Origin of the sequence: Streptomyces hirsutus, assembly GCF_001418415.1 — a bacterium.
Taxonomy (GTDB): domain Bacteria; phylum Actinomycetota; class Actinomycetes; order Streptomycetales; family Streptomycetaceae; genus Streptomyces; species Streptomyces hirsutus.
This window is the reverse complement of record NZ_LIQT01000392.1, coordinates 1-13,987: the sequence shown is the minus strand read 5'-3', so window position 1 is coordinate 13,987 and position 13,987 is coordinate 1. Positions and strand designations below refer to the sequence as shown.

Sequence of the window (13,987 nt, the reverse complement as noted above, 5' to 3'; positions counted from 1 at the left end):
CTCTCCGGCGGGCAGCGGCAGCGCCTCGCGCTGGCCCGCGCGGTGGTCGGCCGGCCCGACTTCCTGGTGCTGGACGATCCGCTGTCCGCGCTCGACGTGCACACGGAGGCCGCGGTCGAGGCCGCCCTGCGCCGGGTGCTCGCCGACACCACGGCCCTGATCGTGGCGCACCGCCCGTCCACGGTCCTGCTGGCCGACCGCGTCGCCCTGCTCTCCGGCGGCCGGATCACGGCGGTCGGCACCCACCACGAACTGCTGCGCACCCACTCCGAGTACGCCCACCTCATGGCCGGCGACCCGGCGCGGGAACAGGAGGAACAGCGATGACGGCGGTTCCCACCGCACCCGCCCGCGACGAGGACGGCAAGGACGACGAGCCGCGGGTCCGGGAGGCCGGCGCCCCCTTCGACCGGGACGTCCTGCCCACTCCCCCGGATGCCAGCGGCGTCCTGCTGCGCTCCCTGCTGGCGCCGATGCCCGGCCGGGTCGCCCTGACGGCGCTTCTGCTGCTGCTCCAGCAGGCGGCGGTGCAGGCGGGCCCGCTGCTGGTGGCGTACGCGATCGACCGGGGCGTGCCCGCGTTCCGGTCCGCCGACCACGGGCCGCTGATCGCGGTGGCGGTGGGCTATCTGCTGTGCGCGGCGGCGGGCGGCGTGCTGCAGTACGCGTTCATCGCCACCGCCGCCCGGGTCAGCCAGGACGTGCTGCTGGATCTGCGCGGCCGGATCTTCCGGCACGCGCAGGCGCTCAGCGTCGACTTCCACGAGCGCTACACCTCGGGCCGGCTCATCTCCCGTTCCACCACGGACGTCGAGTCGCTGCGGGAGCTGCTGGAGGAGGGCCTGCAGGAGCTGGTGACGGTCATCGTGTCCTGTGTCTACATCTCGGTGCTGCTGCTCTGGCTGGACCTCGGGCTCGGCGCGGTGGCGGTGGCCTCCTTCGTCCCGCTGTACGCACTCGTACGGTCGTACCGGCGGCGGGCCTCCGAGGTGTACCGGCTGCGGTCGACGGCGATCGCCGCGGTGATCGTGAAGTTCGTCGAGACGATGAACGGCATCCGCCCGGTGCGCGCCTTCCGCCGCGAGGCCGTCAACGACACCGCGTTCCGGGAGCTGAACCGGCGGCACGAGCGGACCAACGGCGACGCGCTGCTGGAGATGGCCCGCTATGTGGTGGGCTCGCGGGTGACCGCCAACACGACGGTCGCGCTGGCCGTGCTGTGGGGCGCCTACCGGGTGGCGGACGGGACGCTCGCGCTCGGTGTGCTGGCGGCGGCGGTGCTGTATCTGCGGCGCCTGTACGACCCGATCGACCGGCTGGGCATGTTCCTCAACGCGTACCAGTCGGCGGCGGCCTCGCTGGAGAAGATCGCCGGTCTGCTGGCCCAGGCCCCGTCCGTGCCGGAGCCGGTGGCCCCCCGTGAGCTGCCGGAGCGGCGGTCGGAGCATCCGGGGCGCGAGGTCGTCTTCGACGGGGTCCGGTTCGCTTACCGCACCGGTGGCGAGGTACTGCCCCGTTTCGATCTGACGCTCCCCGCCGGGCAGACCGTCGCGGTGGTCGGCTCGACCGGTGCGGGCAAGTCGACGCTGGCGAAGCTGCTCGCCCGCTTCTACGACCCCACCGACGGCCGGGTCCTGCTCGACGGCGTCGACCTGCGCGACCTGTCGGGGCCCGAACTGCGGCGCGGGGTGGTCATGGTGACACAGGAGGCGTTCCTGTTCTCCGGCACGGTCGCCGAGAACATCGCCCTCGGCCGTCCGGAGGCCGGCCGCGCGGAGATCGAGCAGGCGGCGAAGGAGATCGGCGCCCACGACTTCATCAGCTCCCTCCCGGACGGCTACGACACCGACGTACGCAAGCGGGGCGGCCGCATCTCGGCCGGTCAGCGCCAGCTCGTCGCTTTCGCGAGGGCGTTGCTGGCCGATCCCGCCGTGCTGATCCTGGACGAGGCGACCAGTTCGCTGGACATCCCCGGCGAGCGGGCGGTGCAGCGTGCGATGGCGACGGTGCTGCGGGGCCGTACGGCGGTGGTGATCGCCCACCGCCTGTCCACCGTGGAGATCGCGGACCGCGTCCTGGTGATGGAGCACGGCCGGATCGTGGAGGACGGCACCCCGGCCGAACTCGTCGCGGGCACGGGCCGCTTCGCGGGCCTGCACCGGGCCTGGCGGGACAGTCTTGCGTAGGCGCGGCAGCGCGGGGGGAGTGAGCGGATGATCGACGCGTACGGGGATCCCGGCACGCCCGACGGCCGGGGCGGGGCCCGCTATCTGTGGTGGCTGGTCCTGCGGCAGCCGGGCCGGTGTGCGGCGGGGGCGGTGTTCGGCAGCGTGTGGATGGTGCTGCTGGCGGCGACGCCGTATCTGATGTCCCGGGCGGTGGACGAGGGGCTCGAACCGGGCGACATGGGGGCCCTGGCCCTCTGGACGGGGGCCCTGTTCGCGGTGAACGGGGTCAACTCCTGGCTCGGCATCATGCGGCACCGCACGATGACCCGGGTGCGGATGGACGCCCACTTCCGCACGGTGAAGGTGGTCGTCGGGCAGTCGGTGCGGCTCGGTGCCTCGCTGGCGCGCTCCACCGGGGCCGGAGAGGTCGTCACCATCGGGGTCGGTGACGTGCAGATGATCAGCCAGTCGCTCACCGCCGTCGGGCCCGGGGTGGGAGCGGTCGTGGCCTATGGGGTGGTGGCCGGACTGCTGCTGTCGGTGTCGCCGCTGCTGGCGTCGGTCGTGCTGCTCGGGGTGCCGGTGATCGCCCTCGTGGTGGGGCCGTTGGCGGGGCGGTTGCAGGGGGCGGAGACGGAGTACCGGGAGCGGCAGGGCGTGCTGACCGCGCGGATCGGGGATCTGGCGGGCGGTCTGCGGGTGCTGAGCGGGCTCGGTGGCAAGGGCCTGATGGGGGAGGCGTTCCGGCGGGACTCGCAGCGGTTGCGCGAACAGGGGTACCGGGTCGGTGCGGTGACCAGTTGGATGCAGGCGCTCGGTGCCGGCCTGCCGATGCTTTTTCTGGCAGGGGTGACCTGGATCGCCGCCCGGCTGGCCGCCCAGGGCCAGATCAGCGTGGGCGAGCTGGTGTCGGTATACGGCTATGTGGCCGTGCTGGTGTGGCCGGTGATGTTCCTGATCGAATGCGGCTACCAGCTGAGCCGGGGTGTGGTGGCCGCCCGGCGGGTGGCGGCGTTCCTCCGGCTGGAACCGCCGGCCGGCACCGGCGAGGTCGCCGCGCCCGCCGAACCGTCGGTGCTGTACGACCCCGAGTCCGGGGCGCGGGTGCTGCCGGGCCGGCTGACCGCGCTCACCGCGGCGCGCCCGGCCGACGCGGTCGGCGTGGTGGACCGGCTCGGCCGGTATGTGCCGTCGTCGGCCACCTGGGGCGGGCGGCGGCTGGACGCGATCGCGCTCGCCGAGGTCCGGGAACGGATTCTGGTCGCCGACCACGAGGCCGATCTGTTCGCCGGCCCTCTGCGTGAGGTGGTGGCCGGCCGCCGTGCGGCTGAGGACGCGGACGTCCTGCGCGCCCTGCGCACGGCCGCCGCCGACGACATCGTGCGGGGGCTGCCCGACGGTCTGGGCTCGACGGTGTCCGCCCAGGGTCGCAGTCTCTCCGGTGGGCAGCGGCAACGCGTCCGGCTGGCACGTGCGGTGCTGTCCGATCCCGAGGTGCTGCTGGCTGTCGAGCCCACCTCGGCACTCGACGCGCACACCGAGGCCGCGGTCGCCGAGGGGCTGCGCGCGGCGCGCCGGGGCCGTACGACGGTGGTGACGTCCACTTCGCCGCTGCTGCTGGACCGCGTCGACCAGGTGCACTTCCTGGTGGACGGCAAGGTGGCCGCCACCGGCAGCCACCGCGAACTCCTCGACCGTGAGCCCGGATACCGGGCGTTGGTGGCCAGGGAGGCCGTCGGGGAATCAACCGGGCGATCTGCCGAGGAAGCCGGTGAGGGGGCCGTGCGGTGAGCCGAGGAGGACTGCCGGTCGCCGAGCCCACCGAGGTGCGCCGGGCGGCCGTGGCGCTGGTGAAGGCGGACGGACGGGCCTTCGCCGCGGTGCTGGCCCTGAACTCGCTGGCCGCTCTGGCGGGGCTGGCCGGGCCGTGGCTGCTGGGGCGGATCATCGACGGGGTGCGCGACGGGGGCGGTGTGAGCGTGGTGGACCGGCTGGCGCCGGTCATCCTGCTGTGCGCGGTCGGGCAGTTGCTGCTGGCCCGCTGGGCCCGTCACGTGGGGCACCGCTTCGGGGAGCGGACGCTGGCCCGGGTCCGGGAGGGCTTCGTGGACCGGGCGCTGGCGCTGCCCTCGTCGGTGGTGGAGCGGGCCGGCACCGGGGATCTGACGGCGCGGGGCACGGCCGATGTGACCGTCGTCGGCACCACCCTGCGCGACGCCGGGCCGGCGCTGCTGGTCAACGGGGTGCAGGCGGTGTTCGTCATGGCGGCGGTCTTCCTGGTGGATCCCTTGCTGGGCGCCCTCGGCCTGCTGGGGCTCGCCCCGATCGGATGCGTGCTGCGCTGGTATCTGCGCCGGGCCCGCGCCGGGTACCTCGCCGAGGGCTCGGCCGTCTCGGATGTGGCGGAGATCGTCGCGGCGACGGCAGCGGGGGCGCGCACGGTGGAGGCGTTCGGGCTCCAGCAGCAGCGGATCCGGGCGAGCCGGGAGGCGCTGGAGACCACCCGGCGCGCCCGGTTCCACACCCTGTTCCTGCGGACGGTGTTCTTCCCGGTGGTGGAGTTCTCGTACGCCGTGCCGGTGGCCGGCGTACTCCTGATCGGCGGGGCGCTGCACGAACGGGGCGCGGTGAGCCTGGGCGCGGTGGTGAGCGCCGCCCTGTATCTGCTCCAGTTGAGCGGGCCACTGGACGAGGTGCTGATGCGGATCGAGCAACTGCAGAGCAGCGGCGCCTCGTTCGCCCGGGTGGAGGGGCTGGCCAGGGCGTCGCGTACGGCGGGGCACGACGACGTTCCGGATCCGGCCGGTGACCGTATCGACGTGACCGGTGTGCGCTACGCCTACGACGGGGGCGCCGAGGTGCTGCGCGGGGTCGATCTGACGGTGCGGCCGGGCGAACGGCTGGCCGTGGTGGGGCCGTCCGGCGCGGGCAAGACCACGCTGAGCCGGCTGCTCGCGGGCGTGGACGCGCCGACCGCCGGGACGGTCACGGTGGGCGAAGTGCCCGTGGCCCGGCTGGACCCGGATCGGCTGCGCCGACAGGTCGTCCTGGTCACTCAGGAGCACCACGTGTTCCTCGGTTCGGTGCGCGACAATCTGCGCATCGCCGAACCGGGCGCGCAAGACGGTGAGTTGTGGGCCGCGCTGTCCGCGGTGGGTGCCGACGCGTGGGTGCGGGAGCTGCCGGAGGGTCTGGACACTGCTCTGGGAGAGGGCGGTTGCGCACCGGACGGCTCCCAGGCCCAGCAACTGGCTCTGGCCCGGGTGGTGCTGGCGGATCCGCACACGCTGATCCTCGACGAGGCGACCGCCCTGCTCGACCCGACGACCGCGCGCCACACCGAGCGCGCGCTGGCCGCCGTTCTGGCGGGACGCACCGTCATCGCGATCGCGCACCGGTTGCACACCGCGCACGACGCGGACCGAGTGGCGGTGATGGAGGACGGCCGGCTGACCGAACTCGGCACGCACGAGACCCTGGTGGCGGCGGGCGGGGCGTACGCGGCGCTCTGGCACTCGTGGCACGGGGAGGGGCCGAACCGGCCGTAGCCCGGCGCCCGGCGGAGGGCGGTGGGGCGACCGGCCGCCGACGGCGGGGCGGTACGCCTCCTCGCCCGCATCGGCGGGGCCGGCCCTCACTGGGGAGCCCCCCCGTACGGCCGTCGTTCTCGCCATGTCCGTCATGGCGGCCCGGCTCACCAAGGTCCTGGTGGAGGATCCGGTCCGGTTCCGGTCCGGTTCCGGTCCCGCTGGGCCGCCGGCCGTGCCGGCGCGCTCGCGGTCCTCGCCACGTTCGTCGCGCCGGCGGTCCTCCGGCGCTCGTCCCCGAACCGCGGGTCGAAGAGGGATCCGTCGATGTCACGCACCTCATGCCCGCCGGCGGTTGATGCCTGCGCCGTGCCCCCGGCCCACCCCGCGCACCCCACGACCCACACACCGACCCGTTCGTATACCGAACCCGGACTCCCGCACAACGAACGGCTTTCGGCCAAGTTCCTGACGCGCTCCTGACAGAAACCGCGGTCACCTGCCACTCTTCCCACGGTCCCTGCACGGCAACCCCACAGCGCCACCGAACCGCCGTGCCGCGGCCGTCGCTCCAGCACAGCAGCACAGCAGCACGTGGTACCGCGTACCGCCCTGTTCTGCCCGGCCGGCTCACCAGCCGGCCGGTCTCCCCTGGCCGCACAACCCGCGGCCACGCAGAAGGAGTCAGTGTTGAGAAGCAGGTCCTCCCACAGACGCACCCCCCGCACGACGCGCCGCCGCACCGCCGCGGTCGCCCTGGCCGGGGTCGCCGCCCTGGTCGCCACGGCCGTGCAGGCCGGCAGCGCCACCGCGGCCCCGGACTCCACGCCGGCCGCCGGACAGGCGAAGCCCGCCGCCGAGTCGGTCCGGCTCACCCCCGCCCAGCGCGCCGAGCTGATCCGCGAGGCGAACGCCACCAAGGCGGACACCGCCGAGGACCTCGGTCTGGGCGCCGAGGAGAAGCTCGTCGTCCGTGACGTCCTCAAGGACCGCGACGGCACCGTCCACGTCCGCTACGAGCGCACCTACGACGGCCTGCCCGTCCTCGGCGGCGACCTCGTCGTGCAGGGCGACAGGCCCGGCGAGACCGAGTCGGTCGTCAAGGCCACCCGGGCCGCGGTGAAACCCGCCACGACCACCGCCAAGGTGTCCACCGCCAAGGCCGAGCAGCAGGCGCTGTCCGCCGCGAAGGCCGAGGACGCCAAGAGCCCCGACGTGGACGGCGCCCCGCGCAAGGTGATCTGGGCCGCGAGCGGCACCCCCACGGTGGCGTACGAGACGGTCGTCGGCGGACTCCAGCACGACGGCACCCCGCAGGAGCTGCACGTCATCACCGACGCCACCACCGGCGAGAAGCTGTACGAGTGGCAGGCCGTCCGGAACGCGACCGGCCACACCGTCTACAGCGGCACCGTCGACCTGACCTCCACCCAGTCCGGGTCGACGTACAACCTCACCGACGGCGCGCGCGGCGGGCACCGGACGTACAACCTGAACCGCGGCACCTCCGGCACCGGCACCCTGTTCTCCGGCTCCGACGACGTCTGGGGCAACGGCAGCCCGTCCAACCTGGAGTCGGCCGCCGCCGACGCCCACTACGGGGCCGCGCTGACCTGGGACTACTACAAGAACGTGCACGGCCGCAGCGGAATCCGCGGCGACGGCGTGGGCGCCTACTCCCGGGTCCACTACGGCAACAACTACGTCAACGCCTTCTGGTCGGACAGCTGCTTCTGCATGACCTACGGCGACGGCTCGGGCAACGCCAACCCGCTGACCTCGATCGACGTCGCCGCGCACGAGATGACCCACGGTCTCACCTCGAACACCGCGGGCCTCGTCTACAGCGGCGAGTCCGGCGGCCTCAACGAGGCGACCAGCGACATCTTCGGCTCGACCGTCGAGTTCTACGCGGCCAACTCCTCCGACGTCGGTGACTACCTCATCGGCGAGGAGATAAACATCAACGGCAACGGCACCCCGTTGCGCTACATGGACAAGCCGAGCAAGGACGGCGCGTCCAAGGACGCCTGGTACTCCGGGATCGGCTCGATCGACGTGCACTACTCCTCGGGCCCCGCGAACCACTTCTTCTACCTGCTGAGCGAGGGCAGCGGCACCAAGACCATCAACGGCGTCAGCTACGACTCGCCCACCTCGGACGGCCTGCCGGTCACCGGCATCGGCCGCGCCAAGGCGGAGAAGATCTGGTTCCGCGCGCTGACCACCAAGTTCACCTCGACCACCAACTACGCGGGCGCCCGCACCGGCACCCTCGCGGCCGCCGGTGAGCTGTACGGCACGGACAGCGCCGAGTACAAGGCGGTGCAGGACGCCTGGGCCGGCATCAACGTCGGCACACGCTCCGGTGGCGGCGGCGGCACCACCTTCGAGAACACCACCGACGTGTCCATCCCGGACAACGGCGCGGCGGTCACCTCGTCGATCACCGTGACCGGCCGGACGGGCAACGCTCCGTCCAACCTCCAGGTCCCGGTCGACATCGTGCACACCTGGAGCGGTGACCTGGTCATCGACCTGCTGGCTCCGGACGGCACGGCGTACCGCCTGAGGAACCGCACCGGCGGCTCGGCGGACAACGTCAACGAGACCTACACGGTCAACGCCTCCTCCGAGACCGCCAACGGCACCTGGCAGCTGCGGGTGCAGGACCAGGCCTCACGGGACACCGGCTACATCAACGGCTGGGGGCTCACCTTCCCGTAGCCGTGACGGGCGGGCGTCCTGCGCGGGCCGTGACGCTCGGCCCGTGAGCAGCACGTGAAGACGGGGCGTCGCTCCGGAGGCCGGACCTCCGGAGCGACGCCCCGCCGTGCGGGCGGCTCCGGTGGCCGCCCTACCCTTGGGTCCCATGTCTTCGGCGGACTTCACCTACGACCATGTCGGCGCGACCCGCGAGCCGGGTTTCTGCCCTCCCGGATTCCATCCCCTGCACGTTCGCACCCGCCTCGGCGAGGGCGAAGCGGTCTTCCGCCAGGGCTCGGAGGCGGTCCTCACCTGGGAGCTGCACCGGGCCCTGGGGGTCGGGTTCGACACCTCCGCCGACCGCGCGGCGCCCGGCGTCGACGTCACCGTCACGCTCGCCGGAGTGGTCCGGGCGCCCTGCCGGGTGGTCTGGACGGTGGAGGAGTACCGCAGGGCCGGCTGGGCCTACGGCACGCTGCCCGGTCATCCCGAGTGCGGCGAGGAGTCCTTCGTCGTGGACCGCACCGGTGACGGGACGGTGTGGCTGACCGTCTCGGCGTTCAGCAGGCCGGCCAGGTGGTACGCCCGCGCGGCCGGCCCGGCCGCGCGCGGGCTGCAGCAGGCCTACGCCCGCCGCTGCGGCACGGTCCTGCGCCGCCTCGCGACGAAGGGCCTCAAGGAGTTCTGAGGCCCTTCGCCCCGTCCGCCCGCCAGGGCCCCGCCCGGCATGATCCGCCGGACGGGCCCTGGCGCCGCCTCACCGCATCAGTAACCCCGCGGTCCCCAGGACGTCCTCCGAGGGGACCGCGACCAGACCCAGTTCCGTGCCCTGCGCCAGCAGCCGGTGGCTGGGCAGGATGCGGACCGTGTAGCCGAACGGCCCGGTGCGGTCCAGGGAGAGCGGGCCCTCGTACACCCAGCAGCCCTCCAGGTCGGCGGAACCCACCGGTTTCAGCGGCACGGGGGTCGCGTCGGCGATGCGGTCCTCCTCGTCCACCCGCCCGGAAACCGCCTGGACCTCGACGTCGTCGGGGCCGAGGCCGCCGAGGTCGACGCGCACCCGCAGCCCGAAGGTGGTGCCGAGTTCCGCCGTGCCCGTCGTCTCCGACGTCTCGACATGGTCGACCGTCACGCCGTGCCAGGCGGCGCGCACCCGGGTCTTCCACCGGGCGAGGTCCCGCGCGGCGTCCGGGTCCATCGCGCGGTGGCCGCCGGCGGCGGGCGCGTACAGGCGCTCGACGTACTCACGGACCATACGGCCGGCCAGCACCTTCGGCCCGAGCAGGCTCAGGGTGTGCCGGACCATCTCCAGCCACCGGTCCGGCAGCCCGCTCTCGCCCCGCTCGTAGAAGCGCGGGGTGATCCGCTGCTCCAGCAGGTCGTACAGCGCGGCGGCCTCTATGGCGTCGCGCCGGTCGGGGTCGGTACCCGCCCCGTCCGCGGTGGGGATGGCCCAGCCGAAGTCGGGCTGGAACCACTCGTCCCACCAGCCGTCCAGCACCGAGAGGTTGAGACAGCCGTTGAGGGCGGCCTTCATGCCGCTGGTGCCGCACGCCTCCAGCGGCCGCAGCGGGTTGTTCAGCCAGATGTCGCAGCCGGGGTAGAGCTTCTGCGCCATCGCCATGCCGTAGTCGGGCAGGAACACGATCCGGTGCCGCACACGGGGATCGTCGGCGAACCGGACCAGCTCCTGGATGAGCCGCTTGCCGCTCTCGTCCGCCGGGTGCGCCTTGCCCGCGATCACGAGCTGCACCGGCCGCTCGGGGTGCAGCAGCAGGCTCGTCAGCCGCTCCCGGTCCTGCAGCATCAGCGTCAGCCGCTTGTACGAGGGGACCCGCCGGGCGAACCCGATGGTCAGCACGTCCGGGTCGAGCACCCGGTCGATCCAGCCCAGTTCCGCCGTCCCGGCGCCGCGCTGCCGCCAGGAGGCGCGCAGCCGCTCCCGCACCTCCATCACCAGCAGGACGCGCAGGGACCGGCGCAGCTCCCAGATGTCCTCGTCCGGGATGTCCGCGACCGAGTCCCAGCGGTCCGAGCCACCGACGGTCAGCGCCTCCTCGGCGCGCTCGGCACCGATCTGCCGGGCGCCGAGCCGGAGCACCTCGGGGGCGACCCAGGTGGGCGCGTGCACCCCGTTGGTCACGGAGGTGATGGGCACCTCCTCGGGGTCGAATCCGGGCCAGAGCCCGGCGAACATCTCGCGGCTGACGCTGCCGTGCAGCAGGGACACGCCGTTGGCGCGCTGGGCGAGGCGCAGGCCCATCACGGCCATGTTGAAGAGGCCGGGCTCGCCACCGGGGTACGTCTCCCGGCCCAGCTCGATGACGCGGTCGACGTCGATGCCCGGCAGTTCGGCGTCGGGGCCGAAGTGCCGGGCGACCAGGCCGCGGTCGAAGCGGTCGATGCCGGCCGGTACGGGGGTGTGCGTGGTGAACACGGTCCCGGCCCGGACGGCCTCCAGGGCGGCGTCGAACTCCAGTCCTTCGGCGCCCAGTTCGGCGATGCGTTCCAGACCGAGGAAACCGGCGTGGCCCTCGTTGGTGTGGAACGCCTCGGGCGCCGCGTGCCCGGTGAGCCGGCAGTACGCGCGCACCGCCCGCACACCCCCTATGCCGAGCAGCATCTCCTGAAGCAGCCGGTGCTCGCTGCCGCCGCCGTAGAGCCGGTCGGTGACGCCGCGTTCGCCGAGGTCGTTCTCCTCGACGTCGGAGTCCAGCAGGAGCAGGGGGACCCTGCCCACCTGGGCCAGCCAGATCCGGGCGCGCAGCGACCGGCCGCCGGGCAGCGCGAGGCCCACCAGGGCGGGCGTGCCGTCGGGCTCCTTGAGCTGGACGAGGGGCAGCTCGTTGGGGTCGAGGACGGGGTAGTGCTCCTGCTGCCAGCCGTCCCGGGACAGGGTCTGGCGGAAGTAACCGTGCCGGTAGAGCAGGCCGACGCCGATCAGCGGGACGCCGAGGTCGCTGGCGGCCTTGAGATGGTCGCCGGCGAGGATGCCGAGCCCGCCGGAGTACTGCGGCAGGGCGGCCGTGATGCCGAACTCCGGTGAGAAGTAGGCGATGGCAGCGGGCAGTTGGTCGCTCTGCGGCCGGGTGCCGGACTGGGTCTGGTACCAGCGGTCGCCGGTCATGTACGTGTGCAGGTCGTCCGCGGCCGCGTCGAGGCGGTCCAGGAACGCGCGGTCGCCGGCCAGCTCGGCGAGCCGCTCGGGCCCCACGCTGCCCAGCAGCCGTACGGGGTCGCGGCCGCAGGCGGCCCAGCATTCGGGGTCGACGGACTGGAAGAGGTCGCCGGTCGGCGTGTGCCAGGACCAGCGCAGATTGCGGGCCAGGTCGCTGAGGGGCCGGAGGGGGTCGGGGAGAACGGGTCGGACGGTGAATCGACGGATCGCCTTCAAATTCCACCTCGGCGCGAGTCGCGGTGCGGAGGGACGGCAGTGTGCGTCCGGTCGTCCCGCACGACACTACCGGCGGAAACGGCATCCACGGCGGAAGTCGGACAACCCGGCAGCGGCGTGCCCCGGACCAAACGATTCATCACAAGGCGTATATGGCCGATTCCCTACCCATAGGCATTCTTGTGGGGCTTCGTTCCGCACGAGACGCTGCCACGGTGGCGTGCCGGCCCGCGCCGGGTGCACCCCGGCCGCGGCGCCGTACGCCGAGTCTAGGAGGGGAACTCGGACCATGGCACGGACGCGAACGCGGCGTCTGCGCCGGGCGGGGGGCACGACGGCGACCATGACGGCGATCCTGTGCGCCGCGACGGTTTCGGCCGCGACCCTGCCCGCGCACGCCGCGCCCATGGGGCGGATATCCGGCGCCGGAGCACCCGGCTCCGTGGCAGGCAGCTACCTGGTGACACTGAAGGAGGGGACCGCGGCCCGCTCGGCGGCGGGCAGGGATCTCGCCGCGCGCTACGGGGCGAGAATCAGCCACACCTACGGCACGGTACTGAACGGCTACGCCATCCGGGCCGACGCGAGACAGGCGGCGCGGCTCGCGGCCGACCCCCGGGTCTCCTCGGTCGCCCAGGACACCCGGGTGACCCGGGTCGGGACCCAGAAGAACCCGCCGTCCTGGGGACTGGACCGGGTCGACCAGCGGAACCCGCCGCTGAACAAGCGATACACCTCGCCGGACACGGCGGGTGCCGGAGTGACGGCCTACATCATCGACACCGGTGTACGGATCTCGCACCGGGACTTCGGCGGCCGGGCCCGGCACGGCTGGGACTTCGTCCAGAACGACCGGATCGCCCAGGACGGCAACGGCCACGGCACCCATGTGGCCGGCATCGTCGCGGGAAAGACGTACGGCGTCGCGAAGCGGGCCCGGATCGTCTCCGTGCGCGTGCTGGACAACGCGGGTTCGGGCACCACGGCCCAGGTGATCGCGGGCATCGACTGGGTGACCCGGAACGCGAAGAAGCCCGCGGTCGCCAACCTCAGTCTCGGCGGCTTCCACACCGCGCAACTGAACGCCGCCGTCCGCGCCTCCATCGCGTCCGGCGTCAGCTACACGGTCGCCGCGGGCAATGAGGGAAACGCGGCCGCGCTGTACTCGCCCGCGGGGGTCGAACAGGCGATCACGGTGGGCGCGACCGACCGGCAGGACAAGAAACCGGCCTTTTCCAACCACGGCTCGGCCGTCGATGTGTTCGCCCCCGGGGTCGCCGTCATCTCGGCGTCCGCCACCAGCGACACCGGACGGGTCGCCGCCTCGGGTACGTCGATGGCGTCCCCGCACGCGGCGGGCGCGGCGGCGCTGTACCTCGCCGGGCACCGGCGGGCGACCCCGGCGCAGGTGGCGGACGCCCTGGTCAAGGGGGCGACGACCGGGAAGGTGAGCAGCCGCGGAGTCGGCTCGCCGAACCGGCTGTTGCGGACGCCGGCGCCCTAGGGTCCTTCGTTCGGATCCGGCCTGATGCGAACGAGAGGCGCCGGGGGTCTTGCCGGACGGCTGCGTGGAACGGCCCGTCAAGGACCGGTTCCGCCTTGCAGGGCGGGGCCGGTCTTGTGTGTCGACATACGCGTGAGTAGTTAACAAAGCGTCGGATTGCTCACCCGAATAGGGTGGGAAGGCTCCTTCGGTACACCCCTCAGGACCACCGCCGTGCACCACGGAACACGGCGGAGCACGAAGGAACATCACGGAGCATCACGCAGGACCCAGCAGGACCCCGCAGGACCCACCTCCCCACAGTCATCCGCCCACCTACGTTGACGCGGACAGGAGCGGTCATGCCCGCCAAGCACCCTTCGTCATCTCCTCCGACGCCCGACACCGTGAAGACGCCGCCGGCGCCCGGTTCCACACCACCGAAGCGGGCCGGTTCCGGGGCGTCCCCGAAGCCCGGCCCGCGCCCGTCCGCGAAACGCGGTTCCGGAACAACTCCCGTGCGGCCGAGCGGCAAGGACGGGCATCCGTCGCCGTCGCCCGCGCGGTCACCCGCTGCGGGAGCGAGCACCGCGAGCGCCACCCCCGTAGACACCGCCCCCGCCACCTCCGTGGGCCGTATCCCCGTCCTCGACGTCCGGCCGATGGTCCGCGAGGGGCGCCGGCCGGCGAAGGCGGTCGTCGGGGAGAC

9 protein-coding genes are annotated in these 13,987 nt (G+C 73.2%); 8 read left to right on the top strand and 1 reads right to left on the bottom strand.

Annotation, left to right across the window (positions count from 1 at the left end; genetic code table 11):
- The 6 genes from AOK11_RS27305 to AOK11_RS27280 form a co-directional block, all read left to right on the top strand.
- Window positions 1-327, top strand: a 327-nt coding sequence (locus tag AOK11_RS27305) for an ATP-binding cassette domain-containing protein (RefSeq protein WP_157869457.1), incomplete at its 5' end; no start/stop codon positions are given.
- Window positions 324-2,186 carry an ABC transporter ATP-binding protein gene (locus AOK11_RS27300; protein ID WP_055596382.1) on the top strand — a complete coding sequence of 621 codons (1,863 nt, stop codon included), beginning with the start codon at window positions 324-326 and terminating at the stop codon, window positions 2,184-2,186. The genes AOK11_RS27305 and AOK11_RS27300, both read left to right, overlap by 4 nt.
- A 27-nt stretch (window positions 2,187-2,213) precedes the next feature.
- A complete protein-coding gene (locus AOK11_RS27295; protein ID WP_055596381.1) occupies window positions 2,214-3,959 on the top strand; it encodes an ABC transporter ATP-binding protein in 1,746 nt (581 codons plus the stop codon).
- Window positions 3,956-5,716, top strand: a complete 1,761-nt coding sequence (locus AOK11_RS27290) for an ABC transporter ATP-binding protein (protein WP_055596380.1) — start codon at window positions 3,956-3,958, stop codon at window positions 5,714-5,716. Before AOK11_RS27295 ends, AOK11_RS27290 begins: the two co-directional genes overlap by 4 nt.
- 669 nt (window positions 5,717-6,385) lie before the next feature.
- The gene (locus AOK11_RS27285; RefSeq protein ID WP_055596379.1) at window positions 6,386-8,422 is read left to right on the top strand and encodes a M4 family metallopeptidase; all 2,037 of its coding nucleotides are present in this window, start codon (window positions 6,386-6,388) and stop codon (window positions 8,420-8,422) included.
- Window positions 8,423-8,567: 145 nt separating this feature from the next.
- A complete protein-coding gene (locus AOK11_RS27280; RefSeq protein ID WP_055596378.1) occupies window positions 8,568-9,089 on the top strand; it encodes a DUF1990 family protein in 522 nt (173 codons plus the stop codon).
- A 69-nt stretch (window positions 9,090-9,158) separates the two neighbouring features.
- Here the strand turns inward: AOK11_RS27280 and AOK11_RS27275 are convergent, their stop codons facing one another.
- A complete protein-coding gene (locus tag AOK11_RS27275; protein WP_055596377.1) occupies window positions 9,159-11,795 on the bottom strand; it encodes a glycosyltransferase family 1 protein in 2,637 nt (878 codons plus the stop codon).
- A gap of 289 nt (window positions 11,796-12,084) precedes the next feature.
- Between AOK11_RS27275 and AOK11_RS27270 the strand changes: the two genes are divergently transcribed.
- Window positions 12,085-13,299, top strand: a complete 1,215-nt coding sequence (locus AOK11_RS27270; protein WP_055596376.1) for a S8 family peptidase — start codon at window positions 12,085-12,087, stop codon at window positions 13,297-13,299.
- Between the two features lie 497 nt (window positions 13,300-13,796).
- Window positions 13,797-13,987 (top strand): maltotransferase domain-containing protein (locus AOK11_RS46855; RefSeq protein ID WP_420903019.1); only part of this gene is annotated, 191 nt, incomplete at its 3' end.